A 19,631-nucleotide genomic window follows, 5' to 3' on the forward strand; every position below is an offset into this window, starting at 1 on the left:
CACGATGAAACGGGCCCGATGCGGTCCAGATAGGAGAAATGGCGAATGAGCACGGTTGTCGAACCCGGCAGTGAAGAAAAGGTCGCGCTGAGCGCACTTGAACAAGGTACGGTCGAGGCGCCGCTCACGACCGACGGCGCGGACGACGGCGAGCTCGAGCGCGAGTTGACGCAGATGGAGGCCGATGCAGACCGCCTCCAAAAGGAAGGTGTCATCTCCACCGACGACGCCGACATGAAGCGGGCGGAAGTCGCGAAGACGCGCAAGCTGTTCCGCGACCTGCCTGCTGCTGAGCGTATCGCCATCATCAAGCGCCGCCGTGAGATCGGCCGTCAGTTGCTGGACCGCCAGCTTTCCGGCGCAGCAGTCGTGACCGCTCGCGTGCGTCTGAACCATACCCGCCTGAAGCCGCTGTTCGAACAATGGTGGCCGTACATCAACCGCATGAGCATCAACATGCAGCGTTTCGGCCGCTCGACCTTCGGCGAGAACGACAAGGAAGTGGTCAACAGCGCGCTCGAAAAGCTGCTTGCGGGCATCGAGAGCTACGTCGACGAGCAACTGCGCGTGGCCGAAGGCTTCCGCCAGCAGAAGGAAGGGGAGCTTCGGGCCAACAAAGAGTTTGTGTTCGAGCCGACGATTCCGATGCCCGCGATGGATATCGAGGTCGAGGCTTACTCGCGGTTTTCGATGCGCGTGCTCAGCGCGATCATGAAGTTTGACCGGGCCATGGATCACTTCGACTTCATGGTCTGGAACGGCATTCGCGATCAGTCGGACGTCGACGACGAGGCTGTGAACTTTCTCAAACGCTTCAACCCGCTTGGCATTCGCGGATACATGACGCACCTGAAGCTGATGACGACGGTCCGCGGCAACTAAGGAGGCGCGATGCTGGACGAACTCAATCCCCAGCAACGGGAAGTCGCCCAGTTGCGCCAGCATTGCGTGGCGATCGCGTGCCCGGGCGCGGGCAAGACGAAAACGATCGCCACCAAAGCAGCCCTGCTGCTACAAGACAGCGCCGCGACGGTCGGCGCCGTCACTTTCTCGAAGGATGCCGCGCTCGAATTGCGCGAGCGCATCCTGGCGGCCGCCGGCGAGTCGGCGAAGAAGCGCCTTATCGCAGGTACCTTCCATTCCCTCTCCTTCAAACAACTGAAACGCCCCGGTGCGCGTGCGCTCGATATCGCCTCAGATGGCGACCGGCTCGGCCTGCTCATCCGTGTGATGCAGGAACTCGGCCGCGACGGGAAGGCAGAGGACGTCATTCCAACGATCGAGAAGATCAAGACCAGTTTCGGACGGTGCGACCCGAACACTGCCGACGGCGAGCTGTATCACGCCTATCAGGACGCGCTTGCGCGTAACGGCAAGATCGACTTTCAGGACATGCTGCGCCTCGCTGTAGAGGGGATGGAGCAAGGCACCATCGCCCCATACGCGTTCACCTATCTGCTCGTTGACGAGTTTCAGGACACTGACCCGTTGCAGTACCGCTGGATTGAACTGCACGCGCAGGCAGGCTCGATCGTGACGGTCGTCGGCGACGATGACCAAAGCATTTACGCCTTCCGCGAGGCGCTGGGCTACCGAGGCATGGAGTCGTTTATCCAGTCGTTCGCCGCGAAGCCTGTTGTCCTAGGCAGCAACTACCGGTGCCGGGCAGAGATCCTGGGCGCAGCGGACCGGGTGATCCGCAACAACGCCGACCGGATCGCGAAGGTGCTGCGTGCGGAGAAGGGCTCGGGCGGTAACGTGCAAACCTCCCGACATCCAGACGAATATGAGGAAGCAACTGCGGCGGTCGAGGTGCTCGGGCCGCTCCTCGCGCAAGGGCAGTCTTGCGCGATCCTTGCGCGTACCAATCGCATCCTCGACCCGCTCGAGTCTGTCTGCCGCTCGCATGGCGTCAAATATTACCGTGCATCGGGCGCGTCGGTGCTGAGCCGCCCCGAGGGTGCCCTGATGTGCAACCTGCTCGAAATCGTCGATCGAATCAAGGACACGGGCCTTGATGCTGTACTCGCGCACCTAGGGCTGACCGCTCAGCAGTTACGCGCACTCCATGCCGATATGGGGGCAGAACTTACCCAAAAAGGACGGGCGGAGTTGGTTGTCCTCGGGCTGCCAGAGGACGTGGCGACCAACTATCGCGAGTTCATGAAGCGGCTCGCCGAATGGCAAAGTCTGTGCGATCGCAAGTTTTATTCGCTAACGCTCTCCGGCGTCGCCGAGTGGATGCTGAAATACGCGAAGAAGGATTCAGCGATCCGGGCGATTCAAGCGACGAACGACGTCCTGTCACGCCTTTCCGGCAGTTTCGCCGAGCGGCTGCTGTTCCTGCGCCAGGACAACAATGAGCCGACGCCGGGCGCGCTTATCCTGACGACAATGCACAGCTCGAAAGGGCTGGAATGGGACCACGTGTGGATCGCGCGCAGCGAGGAGACGATCGTGCCGGACCCAAAGTCCACCGAACCAGAAGAGCGGCGTTTGTTTTACGTCGCAATGACGCGTGCGAGAGAGTCGCTCATGATCTCCGGCACGTCGAAGAACTTTGAATCACGATTCGTCGTGGAAGCGCAACTGACGGCGGTGGCTGCAGCGGCCTGATCTGTGCGCGCCAGTTTTACGCCCATAAAGGCCTGGCGGCACTCCAAAATTTCACGTATACCATCGACTACCACTCCCGCCACGCTCGAGGAACCGGTCATGTCGACATTTCGCCACGTCCTTGGTCTATGGTTAGTGCCCGATTTCTCGGCTGTCGAGCGGGGTGAGATCCCGCCTCCACACGTCAATTACGACGCTCTTGACACGCGTGACGTGGCGGAGACGCTGTCCAAATTCAATGATTGCGGCGAAGACGTCGCCATCAGCGTTCCCAACGATGCGGTTGACCAGGTTACTGTCCAATTCCGACTGACGGGACGCGTGGCTGGAAGTCCCCAGTGCGAAGATTTCGCTCTTGAACTGCTGAACATGGCCGAACGCACCGGTTATCTAGATACGCGCGGGTGTTGGGCTGAGCTTCATGCGCTGCCCAACCGGCGACACGCCCCGCCTCCCGTCTTGCTGTTGTTCGTGGTTAGCGGAGATTTTGACGGGGTGATGGTGTGGTCGCAGCAGTTGCGGATGCGGCTGGGCATACGGGCAGCAGATATGCTGAAGCAGATAGCTGGCGACGTCGCAGACGCAGATTATCAAGGCCATCTGCCCAGCGAACTCGCGATGTACTTTGGACGCATCTTTGGAATTCCGTACCGGCGAGAGTGTCTAGTGACTGGGCTTGCTAGTTCGCCGGTGCCGTACTGATGGTCAGCGCTTCCGGATGAGCGTCCGCGCGCAAGGATAGGATTGCTGCATTAAAAAGCCCGCTATATGCGGGCTGTAGATAGCATCGCCCTGAGAGCCGGACTGGGGAGCGTCGGTTTGAGCCTTCACCGTTTCGGCTGCAGAGCGAGCTTGTAGATTGCGACGTACCGGCGAGCGGGACGGTTCCAATGCGGCGTATCGGCGGGCATGGCGCGGCTATTCACGAGTCGTCCGGTATCGAGCATGCAAAAGCAGTGACCTTCGAAAGCCGCCTCTTGGGCGGCCGCGTCCCACGTCACAGTGAGAAAGTCGAAGATAGGGTCAATCGGTTTCATGGTCGGCTGTCGCGTCCCATCCGGTGGTCGTGTCCTCATCCAACAGCGCATACTCACGCACTTGCGTCTCCTTTCCCGGGCGCCGGATGTAGGGTCGGTGCGTCGCGTGCCGGCGTCTTCTCGTCGCCGCTAGTGGATGTTTTAAAGCGAACGAAGCCCATGTTTGCGAACTGCATGCCGCTCGCGAGGGCCAGCAAGAGCACGAAAACGAGGGACTTCCCAACAAGCTCGAGAACGTTGGGGGAGATACCGAAGAGGTGAACGAGGGTTGTCATACTTGCATCAAAGAGCGTCAGGTGATCTTGGAACGAGGCGCGGGCGCGGCTTCGAGATCGTCAGCCGAAGTACCGAAAAGCTCGTCCAGTTGGGCGTCGAGGGCTTTCCGCTGCGCATCCGCCCAAACCTGTGAATCGGTGGTCGCCACCACCGACGGCGCAATGGGTCCTTAAGAGACTTTGACCCGTTATCGGCAAATCATCGGGCTTATAGGAGAGCTCAGGCCTTTGCGCGGGAGAGCTCTGTCACATTTGATTCCGCGCGTTCCTGGCCTTTCACGTCGTCCAGGCGCGGACCGCCGATAGGCCCTTCGTCCAGCGTCGAATCGGCCTCGATCGTCAGCATTCTGGCAACGCGCTTCAGCGTGCCATTCAAAGACGCACGCGGACCAAGGCGGATCGTGCCGGAGTAAAAGATGTCGCCCGAGACTTGGCCGTTGATTTCCAGCGAGCCCCGAGCGTGCACATCTCCGTCGACGCGCCCGTCAATGCGAACGTGCTCGCCCTGCGCGGAGCCCTTTACGAGTCCGCCTTCGCCGACGTGCAGCAGACCCTGCGTCGAGATGATGCCGCCGTCGAGCAGGCCGAAGAACGAAATGCCGTGATCCACGACCATGTCGCCGGTGATCGCGCAGCCGCGCGCAATAAGCGTGATGTTGAGTTCGGTTTTCATGGTGTCGATTCCTTAAAACATTTGCACTTCGTTCGCCCCGGCGCGGTTCGCAGCTGCCGACTTCTTGGTTGTTGCCGACCCGGTATCGCCATCGCTTACCTGCTCATCGCGCGAATGCGAGCGGTGGCGGTAGCTGTGCGTGCGGGTTGGTGCCACGTTCTGCTGCGACGCATGTTCATCGGCGGCGGGCTGTGCCGGAGTTTGCACCGGCGTCACTGAGGTCGCGGGCTTGTTGGAAGCCTGGGTAGCCGCCTCTGTCTCGCGACGCGCTTGATGAATAGGTGAGGCAGCCGCTCGTTGCTCATCGTTGGAGACTGCAGGGGGCGGCTTGGTGGCGGCCACGCTCGCTGAGGGGCCGCCCGTGGTGCCCAACGGATTCTTGAACTGATCAGCCGTCAGGCCGATCGAGGAAGCAGGAGCGACGTCCTTCGCGGTCAGCGTCGGAGCGAGCACTACCGGATGAGGCGGCTCTGCATCGATCGGGCGCGTCGCTGCGGCGACTGGCTGTCCTTCCGTTGCAGCCCGTTCGCTCTGATCGGATTGCGGTTGGGCAACCGTCTTCTTCGGGTTGTGCGAGGAGGGCGCGCCCACCGACTTGTACAACGACGCGGCTCCCATACCCGCCATAGCCACCATAGCGGCGATAGCGACTGCGACGAGGCTACGGCGAGCAACAGGCACCACCTTCGGAAGCCGCACTTTGAGCGTGGGTGTCCTAGCGTCTGCCGTCAAATTGGCCGGCGCCGGGAGCGCAGCGAGCTGCCGCGGCAGGTCAATGGTCATTGAGTCCGGTGCGAACTGCGCATGCAGTCGTTGAATTTCGCGTAAGTCCATGCGGGGTACTCCCGTCGTTGTGTTAAGTCGAGCATATCCAGCGCCGCCGCGGGTCAAGACCGGGAGCGCAGGGAAGTTCATTTCCAATGTCAGTGAGTTCGATCCGAGTCCGGAAGCAGCACACCTTCTGGCGCAAAGCGGTTGTTGTCCGGCATGCACAAGAAAGGGATTTGATTGATGCGTGCCTCAGCAGCCTCGAGCGCGGATTGGCGCACTTGAGCCGTCATGGTTCGCAGCATCAGCGCTTCCATCGTCTTCAGGAAAAGCTGGTCATACATCGAGAGGAGCCGCACGAGGCGACCGGACATGGCGTGCTTGATTTCAAGTGTGACCATCTCCGGCGGCGTCGGTGCGCGTCGACCTGGAAACTTGCTTGCCCACGCGAGCGCCTTCTTCATAAAAGCCTCGGCCGTACGAAACTCCGACTCGATCGCGATGAGCTTGCCCCCGCGCGCAACGGTCATCTTTGCGGCCGCGAAGTTAAAGTCGGCGCGCAGGAATTCGCGTGCGTACAACGAGTAGTAGGGCAGTTCCGTCTTCGCCAGCGTGTCGCCATTGATACGTGCGAGGCGGCTGTCGTTGGTGAGCCGGTTCAACGGACGAAGACCGCTTTGCGCTGCGCTATCGTTGCCGAGCGCTGCAGCCAGTTTGGGGTCTTCGTCGGGCGCTTCTAGGTCAGTAACAGCCATGATGTTCTCGGTATGTCTGTGTTCTCTCTCACATAGAATTTTCGTTGATCAGGCAAGTGTTCAAGCGGGCGAAAGCTATATGAATTTCGTGAGCTTTTCACCGCACGCGAGCGTCGATAACCCGGATACTCAACTCCATTCCCCGCGTCACCGACGCATCGACCTCGACTCCAAGCCCGGAGTCCATCTTTTTTCTGCAAGTCGTGCCCGCCTCGTGCGTTTGGCATGCGCCGACCGGATAGCTACCGGTGTGGAAATCTTCCTTGTGCTGAGTGTGCTCGCTACACACTCCCCAATTTCAGCCGTAATACTCGTACCCTGTGCTGCATTCATATGCGCCGGTACATCGTTCGAACCCGGGTTTTCGGGTGTTCTCTCTCCAGAGCCTGATCTGGGTAGAACGATCGAAGTTGGCTGATCCGTGATTCCTGCGGCGGAAGTAATTCCGAAAAGGGCTGTTGCGCGGCGTGACCATGCTGCGCGAGAACGACTTTACGTTCTCTGACCGAGCGACACCGGCGTATGCCGGCCGCTCCCTGCACGCCACGTCCCCGGAAGGGACGTGGCGCGTAGGTCTCTATATCGATTTCACGAAGCTCGCTCCCTCACCGGAGCGGGCTTTTTTTTCGTCCGTCGCTTCCTGCGGCCGGACCTTTCTCAACGGAGGTGCTGTTCTATGTTGTTGCCCGACCGCCTCAATCAACGTATCGCCGAGGCCATCACGCATCAAATCAATACCGAGCGGGAGCAGGCGGACACCACGTCCCCCGTTTGGCGAGAGCGGTGCGAAGTAGCTCGAGTCGCGATGTTCAGCGACGCCGAGCGCTCTGTCTTCATTTCCCATGTCAGCGAACGTCGCGGCAGTGCGGCAGCCCGAGAGATGCAATCTCAGGCCGAATCACTGCGGACCAACGCCATCTTCTTTCTCGCAAGGAAACCGTCATGAACGCTGTTGTTCAGATGTTCGATCACGCGCCGCGTAGCCTCGTTGAAGAACGAGTTGTTCGCCCGCCCACGATCGGCAAAATTCGACCCGGTATCAAAGTGCTCACGCGGGCGCACCAGTCCAACGAAAAAGCGGTCAAGCTCTACAACGACATGGTGGCTGCGGGCGAGTCCTTCGAAGCCATCGGCAAGCTGCTCGAAACGTCGCTGAAGCTCAGGAACGCGCTGATTCCCAGAAACGTCGATTACTTCGTCTGTAGACGGTCCGACTTCTCCAATCCGGACACAGCCGACGAAATCCTGCGGCTGTATGGCGAGGATCGCGGGCAAGGGTTGCGGCTCTACCGTTTCCCGATCATGTTCGCGTTCGACGACTGGCTGCGCAATGTGCCAAATCAGATGGCCGCGTACACGACAACCGGGCGACAGTACTTCTCGGAGTACGACCGCGACGGCAAGCGCTACTGCAAGACGTACGCGCCGGTTGAACGCAATGCACGCGCACAGCGGGCGCGGCGCTCCTTCGGTGGACGACTGGTCGTTCACCGGCAAGACGACGACATTCCCGATGGCGTCTGCGATCCTCACGTGTGTCCGCAGTACCAGGACCGCAAGTGCAACCTGACGGCGAACTTCGTGTTCGCTGTTCCGGACGTGAAGGGACTCGGTCTGATCGAGCTGCCGACCAACTCGATCTACGTGCTGCAGAAGGCGTATTCGGCGATGCAGACGGTGGCGTTGGCACGCGGCCGGCTCACCGGCACTCGCTTCTGGCTCTCGAAGAAGGAGTTCGACATCACACGCATCGACGACAGCGGCCAGGCCGTGCGTCAAAAGCAGATGTTGACGGTACTCGATGCCGACATTGACCTTGGAGCGCTGCTGGATGGCGCGGACGAGGCTCAACCGGCGCTTGATGCTGCCAGTCGCGCAGTCGCGCTGCTGGAGTCGGACGGTTCAGTGCAGTCGATCGCCGATCCGCTTCATCAGCCGGAGCAGCGACAGTGTGACGACGAACGACCGGGCGATGGCGCATCATCCGTCATTTACGACGATGATGACCGCGATGGCAGCAGCGACGACGACTCGCCCGATCCCAATGAGACGCTGGAGGACAAGCGTCACCGGATGTCGGACCTGCTGCATCGTCTGGGCCTCAGTCAGCCGGAGCGACAGAACGGCTTTCGCAAATACGCGCACCAGACGTACGGTCGCGGCTGGATCGAGCGCATCGCTGATGTAGACGCGATGAACGCGCGCCTTAAAACCGCGCTCGACGATCCCGCTGCGCTTGACGTCGAGATTCAGTACGCGATTGCGCAAGCTGCTTACGTCTAACCTTGGCCAGTCCCCCCTTGGGGGCTGGCGTCCTTTCTTTCGAGACTGGCACCTTTTTTGACGCTCGCGCATGAGAGCATTTCAGCAAGAACCGCTTGCTCAAATGTTTTCGACCGCGCTGTACCTGCGCATCGAATTCCGTCCGCCTCGGCGGCCCATCTACTTGTTCACGCGAAGGAGCTTCCGATGCGTAGAGTCGGCAACTTCACGCTGTTCTTCGGCGCGGAGGATGCTTTTAGCAACTGGCATCCGTGCCGCTTTTCCTATCACGGCGTCGATTTCCGTTCGGTAGAACAGTTCATGATGTTCTCGAAAGCCAAGCTGTTCGGCGACGAGGACATTGCTGAAGCTGTGCTAGCCACCCATCTGCCGAAGGAACAAAAAGCACTCGGCCGCAAGGTCAGGGGCTTCGACCTCGACACGTGGAAAGCAAAGCGCGAGTCGATCGTCTACGTCGGATGCCGCGAGAAGTTCGCACAGCATCCAGGCCTACGCACGCTGTTGCTCGCGACGGCACCGACGGAGCTTGTCGAAGCCAGTCCCTACGATGTGATCTGGGGCGTGGGCTTAAGCGAGCACCATCCTGACATCACGGACAAATCGAAGTGGCGTGGCCAGAACCTCCTGGGCCAAGCACTGATGAAAGTCCGCGACACGCTTAGTTCCTAACCATTTATCGAGCGCGCGATACGGGCGCATCGACACTCACTGGCTACCTTCGGGTGGCCTTTTTCATTTTTAGGAGGCGACTTTGAAAATCGCTCATTTTTCTGATTTGCACTACGCGCCGGGAAACCTCGAAGAGTCGGACCGCTGCTTTGGCTTTGCCATCGACCACGCCGTTCTCGCGCACGCCGATGTTGCGTTGATCTCGGGCGACGCGACGGACCATCGTCTCGACGCACATGCGCCTTCATTAAACCGCCTTGCACGGCGCATCAATGGGCTGAGCGGCAGTATGCCGGTCTTGATGCTGCAGGGTACGTTTTCACATGAGCCGCCGGGCACGCTGCGCAATTTTGAACTGATGGCAACGACGCATCAGATCTATGTGGCCGAACGGGTCCAGCAGGTGAGCCTTCACGAGGGGCGGTTTTACGCCTCAAGCGGCCCGGTGTACTCCGACGAGGAGCTACGCGAGGTGCTCGCGATCGGCGCCGATGTCGTGTTCACCTGCTTGCCCACGGTCAACAAGGGTCAATTGGCGGCCGCTGTCGGTGCCAAGGAAGCCGGGACGGGTCTTGAAGCCGTGCTGAGTGACTATCTGGCTGCTGCCGGGCGCGTCAACCAGCAGCTTCGCGCCGCAGGCATCCGTACTGTCGGGGTCTCCCACGGCACGGTCAACGGCTGCACGACCGAGCACGGCGTGACGATGGCGGGGTTCGACCACGAGTTTTCGCTTGGCAGTCTGTTCGAGGCTGAATGCGATGCTTTCATGCTTGGACACATCCACAAGGCGCAGCAGTGGGAGCGAGCGGGCCGCGTCGTGGCCTATCCCGGTTCCATCGGGCGATTCCACTACGGTGAGGAAGGCGACAAGGGCTTTCTGATGTGGAATGTTGATGTTGGAAGGGCCCAAGCCGATCTGGTCGTTACGCCTTCGCGACAGACGATCTGCATCGACTTTGACGGACCGCCCGACATGCAACGCCTGACGGCAATCGCGCTCGATGCGACCGACAAGTTCGTGCGAGTTCGTTGGCAGGTCGACGAAGAGCACAAACAGTCAGTGGACCGTGACGCGATCGCGGCGCTGTTCGCCAATGCGGCAGAGCTGAAGGTCGAAGGCCGCATTCTTCCCGTTGTCCGCTCACGCGCCCAAGGCATCAGCCTCGAAACGTCGATTGATCGGAAGCTCGAGCGCTGGTGCGAGCACACGGACGTCGATCCGGCGCCGTTGCTGGAGCGGCTGCAGTTGCTTGAAACCGGGGACGCAGAAGCGATCGCCGCTTGCGTTTTGGCTCGACTAACCGAAGCAGACCTGGCGCAACCGTGCGCAGATGATTCGCTGCCTGCGTTGTCAAGCATTGCGGCGCCTGCGCTGACGACTCTTCAAGAACCGCATGACGACGCTGGGGAAGCGGCATTGCCAATGCCTGATGCGACGGTTGAAATCGTCGAGTCGGCCTCAGCAAGTCAGCTTTCATGGCTTAACGATGATTTGTTCGCGGCGTAGATAGCCGCGCATGCGGGGGAGGCCAGTACGGCTCCTTTGCCTGAACACGCAAGCAGTGTTCCGATAGCCGACTGTCATCGTCGCTATCGAAACAGAGGTTTCACCGCGTCTTTGACGCATCGATTCGTAGTGGCAGGACCTTTCTCTGGCAGTTCATTTTTTTCTTCACCCTGGCGGGGAGCGATCCCTACCGGGGCCGCACTCCGCTCAACGTAACGGAGTGCATCATGTTTGGTCTTTATCCCGCTGGCCCGAACTGGGTCCGCACTTTTGCGTTGGGCGACTGCTCATCGCGTGATCTTCAAAAGTCGTTAGTCGATTTGGCTGGGTTTACCGCTGCCATTCAGCACCAGCCGTTCGGCCAGTACCGCGGCGCAGTGCTGGCGCAGTTCGGTCAGACGCTGTTGCTGCTCGCCACAACGCCTGGCGCGTGCGAGGTTGCAGTGACGCCGACCGTTGAAATGCAGCACCTTCTATGGTCGTATCAGGAAGGCTATGCAAGCCAGTGGTCTGCTGCCGAGATCCGTAGCCTCACCGGGCATAGCGGTTGGTCCGAGCTTCTGACGAACGCGCGTCGCGAGTTCGGCAGAGTCTGTGACAACGTGGCGGCCGCACTAGACGGAACGCTTCAAGCGCCCAAAGCAGCGGTGCGCGCCGTGCCGTCGATCGTCATGAACGAGCCGTTTCCCAACGAGGACGACGACGCGTTCTACTCGAAGATGGCCGCGATGTCCGCGTCGATGAGCGTGTCGGAGGATCTGTCATGCGGCCTCTGAAACTGACACTGGAAGGCTTCGTTGGCGTGCGCGATGGCATGAAGCGCGAGAGCGTGACGCTCGATCTGGAAGCGTTGCCGGATGGCCTGATCGCCTTGACCGGTCCTAACGGAGCGGGCAAGACCACGATCATGGACAACTTACACCCGTATCCGATCATGCCGTCGCGTGCGTCGAAGCTGTCGGTCGACGCCTTCTCGTACTGGGATCACATCTGTGGCACCAGTGCGCTGAAGGAACTCGAATGGGAGCACGACGGCATCCGCTATCGCTCGTCCTTCACGTTCCGCAAGCCCGGCAAGACAGGCAAGGCGGAGTATTACCTTGCTTATCGCGGCGTCGACGGTACGTGGCGTCCGGTGTCGCTGCCTGACGGAACGGTGTCGGACGGCAAGGCGGAGTCGTATATCCGCTGTGTCGAAGCGATCAACGGTTCGTTGGAGACGTTCTTCACGAGCGTGTTCTCGGCTCAGAACCGGCGGCCGCTCGCGTCCTACGGTGCGGGCGAAATCAAGACGCTGCTGGCCGAACTCCTTGGCATCGACCACCTGAAGGCATTGTCGGCGAAAGCCGGTGACGTCGCGAAGGTGCTCGGCAAGTCGCTCGAAGGCATCCAGTCAGAGCTTGGTGCGCTCGCCGGAAAGCGGCAACGCAAAGCGGACGCTGAGCAGTCGATCGTCGCGCAGGGCAACACCTTGCGTGCCGCTCGGGAGCAACGCGATGCCGCGCTTGAGCAGGCGAGCAAGCTGACTCAGGAGCGGGCAACGCTTGCGGCGAAGCAGAGTGAATCGGCCACGACCGAGGCGCGCCTGCGAGAGCTGGGCGTGCGCCGCGACGAGTTGGGCCGTGCCGTGAAAAGCGCGGCCGACGACGAGCAAGCATCAGCGGTTCGCTGCCAGCAACGCGTCGCCGCGCTGAGTCGGACGGTGGCCACGCACCAAGCAACGCTGGCTCGCCGTGAAGCGATCCTGGGTGCGGCAGCGAAGCGCGAGGAGGCCGAGTTGGCGATTGCGCGTGAGGAAGCGAGGTTTGCCCCTTTGCAGCGCGACATTGCCGACTTGGAGATCAAACGCGCTTCGTTGACCACGCTCGATGCAACGCTTACCAGCTTGATGAGCCAGGGCACGACGAAAGCCGCCCACTTTGACACATTGAGCAAGCAGGCGGCGGTGGTGGATCAGGTGCCGTGTGTCGGTCATTCGATGCATGCCCAATGTCCGCTCCTTACGCAGGCGTTGCAGGCCAAAGCCCAAGCGGAAGAGCAGCGTGTGTCGGTTGCGAATCTTCGCGCGGAGTATCGCGAGAAGACAGCGCAGGCCGACGCCTTGGTGCGGGTGCCGGCAGAGCTCGCGGCAAAGCGTGTCGAGATGCTCGCCATCACCGACGCGGCCGCGCGGCTTCGCCGTGCCTTGCAGGCGGCGGCAGAGCTTGCTGCGACCAAACCGCTCTTGGATGCCGCCGTACCGGGACTCGAAGCCGCGCAAGGGGAGTTGCGTTCGATCACCGAGGAAGGCGCCGCACGTACCGCCAAGTATCAGTCTGAAAAGACGCGTATCGCAGCGGAGCTTGCGCGCATCACCGAGGAGGTAAGCCGACTGGCCGCCGTTGACGTCACAGCCGCGATCGCGAGATTGGACCGTGACATCGCAGGGAACCGGGAGACCGTCGCGGCACTTGATGGCCGGATCGAGCAATCGATCCGCTCACAGAGTGTCTTGCAGGCCGAAGCGGAAGCGCTGGCGTTGGAGTTGGAGAAGTTCTCGGCCACGCAGTCGCGTGCCGATCGCCTCTCCGACGAGATCGCGCGGTGGAAGCTGCTCGCTAAGGGTCTGGGCAACGACGGCGTGATCGCGCTGACCATCGATGACGCGGGACCGGCGCTCACGCACACCGTCAATGAGCTACTGCTCGCGTGCTACGGGATGCGCTTCACGGTTGAGATCCGCACGCAGCGCACGCTCGCGAGCGGTGAACTGCGGGAGGGCTTCGAGATCCTCGTTCACGACGCCGAGTCCGACAGCAGCAAGTCGGTCTCCGTCATGTCCGGCGGTCAGAAGGTCTGGATAAACGAGTGCCTCACGCGGGGCATCGCGCTCTATCTCGCGCAGAACACCGGTCAGCCTTATCAGACCTTGTTCAGCGACGAGTCGGACGGTCCGCTCGATCCCGAACGCAAATTGCAGTTCATGCGCATGAAGCGCGAGGTGCTGCGCCAAGGTGGGTACCAGCGAGAGTTCTTCATCTCGCAGACGCCCGAACTTGTCGCGGAAGCCGACGCAGTCCTCGACGTACAGGCGCTTGCCGCCTGATTTTTTATTAACCCTTGTGGGGAGTCTCCCCACAAGGGCGCTTCCCGTTTCCCTTCTTTCTCGCGCCTCCCGGCGCTATCTCATATGGCAAACCTTTTGATGCTGCTGCTCGCGGCAGCCGGTAGTCCGTCCCACTCGAACGCGGTGCCTCACCAGCCGCCATCGCAGCAAGCCGCACCGGCTGCTGCTCAATCGCAGCCGCCGCGCCCGCCGTACCTGCGTCGCGCGTCTGCGTTCGATACTGTCCGTTTGCGTCGCATCTGACAGCGGCACTTTTTGTTTCACTTTTTCACTGGAGCCTTATATGGCCTATTCCTGCACCGATATCGTCGACGATGTACTCAATGACATGGTGATCCGAAGCTGGATCAAGCCCGAGCAGTACGGGCCTGACGACCCGCAAGCTCAGTGTGATGCGGTGTTGGGGGCGATTAGCGACGCGGACGTGTCGCTGCGGCTCGCCGCTGACGCGAAGCAGTTTCATGCAGAAATGCTGGATGCCGTCGAGACGCTGACCGGCATCGCCGAACAGCACGGCGTGCTCGCCCTCGCGAATGTCGTCTATCTCCAGACCGCCATCTTGAAGGGCGGTGCGATCGAGCTCACGCGCGGTGAAGCGGAAAACTCCTCTTTCGTCAGAGACCTACCTTCGGGCGGTCGCTGGTGGCAGAGCGTCAAGCTGATCAAGTAAGCGGCACAAATCGCCCCTACCTTCTTTTCTCAACCCTTGCGGGCAAGCGGCCCGCTGGGGTCGCTCCGCGTTCTTTTTGTGGAGTGTTGTTATGTTTGAAGCAGCCAAGCTGGGCGCATCGCCGGAGCAGTTCGCCAACCTCGAAGCGGCGATTGGCTATATCGCCGGCACAGAGACGCACGCGGGTGAAGTTCGCCCGTGGGTCCGGAACGTCGATACGAAAGTGTTCTTGGTCATCGGCGGGAGAGTGCAACCCCAAAACGGGGTGCGCCAATGACGCCGCCGTGGCTGGAGCAATACGCCAGTGGCCAGAAGACGGGCTACGCGCAAGCATTCATGTCCTACGCCGAGTACTACGGAGTCGACGGATCTGCTGACGATGACCCGGAAATCGAAGAGCGGATCGCCATGCATCGGCAGCCGATCGTCGGTTACGCCAGTCGCACCGGTACCCGCCGCAATCTGGCCGCACTGAAGGGCGCCGACTGGCGCTTGTTGGTCTCGGCCAAGGGCGAGTTGCGTACCGAGGGCTTCGATCGCTATGCGTTGGATAACGGGGCTTGGACGGCTTACCAGCAGGGCCAGCCCTTCGACGAACACGCATTTTCTGTTGCTGTCGAACGGCTCGGCGAGCGGGCCGATTGGCTCGTCCTTCCGGACATCGTCATGGGCGGGATGGCCTCGCTCGACTATTCGCTGAAGTGGCTCGAGCGCTTGCGCGGAATGCCATGCCGGATGCTGATTGCCGTTCAGAACGGTATGCAGGTCGACGACCTCGCCTCGCTTCTGTCCCCCGCAGTCGGCATCTTCGTCGGCGGTTCGACGGAGTGGAAGGAGCAGACGGCGCACGTGTGGGGGTCCCTCGCGCGACGGCGTCACTGCTACTTGCACGTCGGTCGCGTGAACTCGGCGCGTCGTATCCGCATTTGTGCGGCCGCCGGTGCTGACAGCTTCGACGGTACCAGCGTGAGCCGGTATGCGAAGACGCTTCCGCGGCTGGATCGTGCTACGCGGCAAGCCGACATGTTCGCCGCAGCGCACGATGGCCTCGAAGCGGCCCAACGCGCGACGGCCGACCTCTTGATTTGATTTAACCATTGACCCTTTGAACCCTTTCGGGAGCGCATCCCGAAAGGGCCGCTCCTACTTTTCTGGAGCGAAAAAAATGGAACAGGAAGTTCTCTCGAAGATGGAAGCTGCGATCAGCGTGATGCAGCGATACATCGAACTTGGGCATAGCCTGAGCTGCGCCTATTCGGGCGGCAAGGACAGCACATGTACCCTGGTGTTAATGCTTGTGGCGATTCGCCGTGCCGGCGGCACGCCGATCACCCACCATGTTCAGTCGGCCGACACGACAATCGAGACACGGATAAGTTTTCCCCGGGGTGATTTACCTGGTAAGTACCACAGGAAATGGACATTGCTCGTCGGTACTTGAAAGCACCGATGCTTCCCAGTCACTGAGACCTGTCAACGGCCTTTGTTGAACGCCAGCGGGAGCGTGGCGCAGTATGGTACGCGCGGCTCATACTCTGGCGGATCTGATGTTCCTGCAAAACGCGATTGGGAAAGGCTCGTTTCTCAACCACTATCCCGGCGAATCTGCGGTGATGGAGGTTGTTGAGTCGCTGCCTTCGGCTGACTGCTGGGCCCGCTATGCGGCTGTTGTCGACGCGGAGCAGACGAAATTCCCGACCAGGAAGTCATAATCTGAACCTCACGCCCGCCGGCTCTCGACTTTCGAGAGCCGGCGGGTTTTTTCTTGGGAAGCCGATTACTCATAGACGAAAATGATGAGTTTTGAAATGATGGACAAGTTACAGTCGTACCTGACCAATCATGGCCACGGACAGGCCGGTGGCCACATGCTTAACCCGCCGATCAAATGTGCGGTTCTGCCGGCTTTCATCCTGACTGAAACGTGTGACGCAGCAGATCCTCTCGGCAGAAAACGCGTTATCCCCGCAGGCGCGCAGCGGGCCGAACAAACCTATCACATTCGGGAAGTCGCCAAGGCCGTCGACTCTTACGGCGGCTATCCGAAGTGGGTCAAGTTCAATTACAACCTTCTCCCGCTCGTTCTCGATAGCCGTGGTGTTCTATGGGACGCGCCTACGATTTATATCCTCGCTCGATGTCAGGCACATCTGAACCCGGACATGACAACGTTCCAGAGTATTGCGGAGGATCTGTCGATTTTTATGAGGTTTCTCGAGGAATTCGAGGTCGATTACCTTGCGTTTCCCCGTTTCAAGTTGCAGCGGCCGACCTATCGGTTCCATGGTTATCTCAAGAACCGAATTCTTCAACGGAAGACGGCGCCCGCAACGGCCAAAAGAGCCATGGGATCGGTGATTGGTTTCTATCGGTTTTTGGTAGCCGAGGGGATGCTCGTGCCGGAGAATCCGCTCTGGGAAGATCGAGACCAGTATTTGACGTTCAAGGATGCTCGTGGACTCTCGATCAGCAAACGGGTGAACGTAACGGACGTGAGTATTCGCGCGCCGAAGCAGCTTGATCCATACGATGGCTGCATTAGCGATGGCGAACGATTGCGGCCCCTACCTCAAAACGAACAGGAATGGCTGTTCGAGGCACTAGCCGGCCTGCAGAATCCTGAGATGTTGTTGGTCCATCTGCTTATGGTGACGTCCGGAGCCAGAATTCAGACGGCGCTGACTCTTCGAGTCGCGGACGTGCGCAATGAACTAACGGATTCAGCGCGAGAATTTCGTTGTAGTGCCGGCCCTGGAACAGGGATAGATACAAAAAACAATAAGCAGCTTACGATCCATATTCCTCGTTGGGTGTACGAGATGCTCCGGAAGTATGCGTTCTCCGATCGGGCAGCTGCGCGCCGTAGCCGGGCGAAGGGCGGCAACAACGATGACCAATATCTTTTCCTGACGCAGCAGGGGTCCCCTTACTACCAGCAGAAGGCTGAGAGCCTACGCTTCGATCCAGATTTCGACAGGCGGTACCGGGAGCGAGGTCAGGCTCTTCGCATGTTCATTCGTGACCGGGTGATCCCGTGGGTTCGCCAGCGCTACGCGCGGGATTTCCACTACAAACCGCACGACTTGCGCGCGACTTATGGAATGAACCTTACTGATGTTCAACTAGCAGCGGTTGAACGGAAGGAGAAGACGCTGTCTCAGGCGCGAGATTTCGTCCGTGTGCGAATGGGCCACGAATGCTCCGCCACGACTGACCTGTACTTGAACTTCAGGTCGAACCAGGCAACGGTATATGCAGCTGTAGACGGACACGAGGCCTATTTTCGCGATTTGATCGAGAAAGCGTGGCGGGGAGCACTCAATGCAGAAGCGTAAATCAGCTTCGAATGGCGGCGAGCAATTTTGGACGAGACCGACAGAGCGACATTCACTTCCGCTGGCCAAAGGGATGTCGGTCCTTCATCCGGAGCGCGCGGTCCTTGTATTCGACGGCATGGCCAAGGACGTTGGGGCGCTTTGCTACATGCGCCGCCAAGGTAGCGTGGTGCCGCGCAATCGACGTGCTCGACAGGCGCGGGAGGTGGACCCAGGATCACTTGACCTGACTCGTACACGGCTGATAGGCCGCTTTATTGAATTCGTTTCCAGCCTTCTTCTGGACGGCGGATTCACCAATTCGACGGTTCACGGATGGGTGGGGTTGTGGATCAACCTGATGGATTGGGCCGATGAGAGCGGGCATTCAGATATTCTCAGCGGTGGGGATGCAACCTACGTTGGGTTCCGAGCGTACGTGGACTATTTGAGGCATCGACTTGATACGAACCAAATTACGCAGAGAACCGCAGCCTCTCGGCAATTCGCGAATCTGAGGTTGATGGAGCGGTTCACGGGCCTCCATGACATTCACCGAGGCGTTCGGCTGATCGACATTGCTCGTCCCGGTGACGCGCGTACTGTACCACCGTCTGAATGTGATCTCGGGCGACTGGAGGGGCTATGTGATGCAATTTTCCATGGGCATACAGATCTGGTTCTCACCCAGCGCGAATTCCCCTACAGAATGGCGGTTCCGAAGTCTCTCGACTGGAAGCGCGATTACGTGTGGTTATTTCCGCTGCGAGCCTGGTCGGTCTCTGTGGGCAGGATTGAGAACAGGGCTACCCGCGGCAGCACGTATGCTGCCTATGATTTCGAAAATGGCCGACTCGCCACTATCCAGGAAATTCGCACGCAGTTCAATTCTCTTTCCAAGGCGGATACTGCCATCCGGCACGCGCGCAATCGACTCGCCGAGGCAAACCGGAATGCCCGACATCCTGAACGACTCGCCGCAGCAATGCGGGCTCATCATGCATTCGTGGTCCTGTTCCTCGGCCAGACGGGCATGAATGCTTCGGTCGCGTTTGCCCTCGCCTGGGGCGCAGAGTACAAAGTGGGCGCATCACAACAAGGGTTTAGGGAGATAAAGTGGCGCGCCGGCGGAAAAATGGTATCCGTCGTAATCCGGAACAAGTTCCTGCCGTTGTTCGTAAAATTCATTGAGATCCGCAGTTACCTGCTGAACGGTCGTGAGGCCGCCACGTTGTTCTTCAACCTCGGTTATGAGAACCGAAGCGCACCGAAGCCGATGACAGTAAAGGCGCTCGGATCCTTCTATGCGTCGTTGCAGAGACTAGGCCCAAACATCCCGCTGATCAGGAACCGGAAGCTGCGTGCAGCTAAACAGGATTATCACGTACGCAACGATGATTTCCCAGTCGCAGCGACGATCATGGGCCATTCGGAAGAAACCTCGAGGCGCCACTACACCGCTGGTAGCAAGTCCGCTCACCATGAAGAAATCTCGACGTTTTTGACCAGGATTGAAGAGTCTGCCCTGATCAAGCGGATAGTGCTACAAGCCGACGAAGCGGTAGATGGTGGCACGCAGGGGCCTCTTGGCACCTGCGCGGCGTTTCGCTCTCCTCATGCGATTTCCGAAGATGTCCCCGTGGCGCCAGATTGCGGTCGGCAAGAGGGGTGCCTTTTCTGCGACAAGCACCGTGTACATGCCGACGCCCCTGACATTAGAAAACTGGTGAGCTGCGCTTTTGTTGTTCAGCAGGCGACGTATCTGCCAGGCGCGGAGGCCTATTTCGAGCCTGTCCTCCGCCGAATTGCGTCACTGCTCGATGAGGTCAAGGAGTTTGACGGGATGGCCTCGATCGTCGCCCGGATTGAGAACGAAGTCGAAGAGTACGGCCAACTCGATGCCTATTGGGCCGAGAAGTGGGCTTTGCTCAACGAACTAGAGGTGATCGTATGAGTCG

The 19,631-nt window shown here is 60.0% G+C and carries 20 protein-coding genes; 16 read left to right on the plus strand and 4 right to left on the minus strand.

Annotated features, from left to right (window positions below):
• The first annotated feature begins 45 nt into the window (after window positions 1-45).
• The 3 genes from AWB79_RS13840 (at window position 46) to AWB79_RS13850 (ending at window position 3,318) form a co-directional block, all read left to right on the plus strand.
• Window positions 46-882 (plus strand): hypothetical protein, encoded by an 837-nt coding sequence (locus AWB79_RS13840; RefSeq protein ID WP_061167986.1) that lies wholly within the window; start codon window positions 46-48, stop codon window positions 880-882.
• A 9-nt stretch (window positions 883-891) separates the two neighbouring features.
• On the plus strand, window positions 892-2,616 hold the full coding sequence (locus AWB79_RS13845; RefSeq protein ID WP_061167987.1) for an ATP-dependent helicase: 1,725 nt from the start codon (window positions 892-894) through the stop codon (window positions 2,614-2,616).
• Between the two features lie 99 nt (window positions 2,617-2,715).
• Window positions 2,716-3,318, plus strand: a complete 603-nt coding sequence (locus tag AWB79_RS13850) for a hypothetical protein (protein WP_061167988.1) — start codon at window positions 2,716-2,718, stop codon at window positions 3,316-3,318.
• Between the two features lie 125 nt (window positions 3,319-3,443).
• On the opposite strand, the gene AWB79_RS40065 is transcribed toward AWB79_RS13850, so the two are convergent.
• The 4 genes from AWB79_RS40065 to AWB79_RS13870 all read right to left on the minus strand — a co-directional run bounded on the left by AWB79_RS40065 (window position 3,444) and on the right by AWB79_RS13870 (window position 6,124).
• Window positions 3,444-3,653 (minus strand): hypothetical protein, encoded by a 210-nt coding sequence (locus AWB79_RS40065; RefSeq protein WP_198399022.1) that lies wholly within the window; start codon window positions 3,651-3,653, stop codon window positions 3,444-3,446.
• 495 nt (window positions 3,654-4,148) lie between these two features.
• Entirely contained in the window at window positions 4,149-4,601 is a 453-nt protein-coding gene (locus tag AWB79_RS13860) for a bactofilin family protein (RefSeq protein ID WP_061167990.1), read from the minus strand.
• A gap of 12 nt (window positions 4,602-4,613) precedes the next feature.
• Window positions 4,614-5,435, minus strand: coding sequence for a hypothetical protein (locus AWB79_RS13865; protein WP_157695771.1), 822 nt, complete (start codon window positions 5,433-5,435; stop codon window positions 4,614-4,616).
• A gap of 89 nt (window positions 5,436-5,524) precedes the next feature.
• Window positions 5,525-6,124 (minus strand): hypothetical protein, encoded by a 600-nt coding sequence (locus AWB79_RS13870; RefSeq protein WP_061167992.1) that lies wholly within the window; start codon window positions 6,122-6,124, stop codon window positions 5,525-5,527.
• Window positions 6,125-6,929: 805 nt separating this feature from the next.
• Here AWB79_RS13870 and AWB79_RS41175 point away from each other — a divergent pair.
• From AWB79_RS41175 to AWB79_RS13935, 13 genes are all read left to right on the plus strand, one after another.
• The gene (locus tag AWB79_RS41175; RefSeq protein WP_445343929.1) at window positions 6,930-7,070 is read left to right on the plus strand and encodes a DUF7696 family protein; all 141 of its coding nucleotides are present in this window, start codon (window positions 6,930-6,932) and stop codon (window positions 7,068-7,070) included.
• Window positions 7,067-8,407 (plus strand): recombination directionality factor, encoded by a 1,341-nt coding sequence (locus AWB79_RS13880; protein WP_061167993.1) that lies wholly within the window; start codon window positions 7,067-7,069, stop codon window positions 8,405-8,407. The genes AWB79_RS41175 and AWB79_RS13880 overlap by 4 nt, the downstream gene beginning before the upstream one ends.
• A gap of 186 nt (window positions 8,408-8,593) precedes the next feature.
• Window positions 8,594-9,076 (plus strand): riboflavin biosynthesis intermediates N-glycosidase, encoded by a 483-nt coding sequence (gene ybiA, locus AWB79_RS13885; RefSeq protein ID WP_061167994.1) that lies wholly within the window; start codon window positions 8,594-8,596, stop codon window positions 9,074-9,076.
• Window positions 9,077-9,158: 82 nt separating this feature from the next.
• On the plus strand, window positions 9,159-10,583 hold the full coding sequence (locus AWB79_RS13890; RefSeq protein ID WP_061167995.1) for a metallophosphoesterase family protein: 1,425 nt from the start codon (window positions 9,159-9,161) through the stop codon (window positions 10,581-10,583).
• Window positions 10,584-10,810: 227 nt separating this feature from the next.
• Entirely contained in the window at window positions 10,811-11,359 is a 549-nt protein-coding gene (locus tag AWB79_RS13895; protein WP_061167996.1) for a hypothetical protein, read from the plus strand.
• Window positions 11,347-13,668, plus strand: a complete 2,322-nt coding sequence (locus tag AWB79_RS13900; protein ID WP_061167997.1) for a nuclease SbcCD subunit C — start codon at window positions 11,347-11,349, stop codon at window positions 13,666-13,668. Before AWB79_RS13895 ends, AWB79_RS13900 begins: the two co-directional genes overlap by 13 nt.
• A gap of 304 nt (window positions 13,669-13,972) precedes the next feature.
• Window positions 13,973-14,359, plus strand: a complete 387-nt coding sequence (locus AWB79_RS13905; RefSeq protein WP_061167998.1) for a hypothetical protein — start codon at window positions 13,973-13,975, stop codon at window positions 14,357-14,359.
• 91 nt (window positions 14,360-14,450) lie between these two features.
• Entirely contained in the window at window positions 14,451-14,636 is a 186-nt protein-coding gene (locus AWB79_RS13910) for a hypothetical protein (protein ID WP_061167999.1), read from the plus strand.
• On the plus strand, window positions 14,633-15,448 hold the full coding sequence (locus AWB79_RS13915; protein WP_061168000.1) for a hypothetical protein: 816 nt from the start codon (window positions 14,633-14,635) through the stop codon (window positions 15,446-15,448). Before AWB79_RS13910 ends, AWB79_RS13915 begins: the two co-directional genes overlap by 4 nt.
• Before the next feature lie 76 nt (window positions 15,449-15,524).
• Window positions 15,525-15,800, plus strand: a complete 276-nt coding sequence (locus AWB79_RS13920) for an adenine nucleotide alpha hydrolase family protein (protein ID WP_061168001.1) — start codon at window positions 15,525-15,527, stop codon at window positions 15,798-15,800.
• A 106-nt stretch (window positions 15,801-15,906) separates the two neighbouring features.
• A complete protein-coding gene (locus tag AWB79_RS13925) occupies window positions 15,907-16,071 on the plus strand; it encodes a hypothetical protein (protein WP_157695772.1) in 165 nt (54 codons plus the stop codon).
• 96 nt (window positions 16,072-16,167) lie between these two features.
• Window positions 16,168-17,694 (plus strand): tyrosine-type recombinase/integrase, encoded by a 1,527-nt coding sequence (locus AWB79_RS13930; protein WP_198399023.1) that lies wholly within the window; start codon window positions 16,168-16,170, stop codon window positions 17,692-17,694.
• Window positions 17,681-19,627 carry a hypothetical protein gene (locus AWB79_RS13935; RefSeq protein WP_157695774.1) on the plus strand — a complete coding sequence of 649 codons (1,947 nt, stop codon included), beginning with the start codon at window positions 17,681-17,683 and terminating at the stop codon, window positions 19,625-19,627. The genes AWB79_RS13930 and AWB79_RS13935 overlap by 14 nt, the downstream gene beginning before the upstream one ends.
• Window positions 19,628-19,631: the final 4 nt, after the last annotated feature.

Origin of the sequence: Caballeronia hypogeia (assembly GCF_001544875.2) — a bacterium.
GTDB lineage: Bacteria > Pseudomonadota > Gammaproteobacteria > Burkholderiales > Burkholderiaceae > Caballeronia > Caballeronia hypogeia.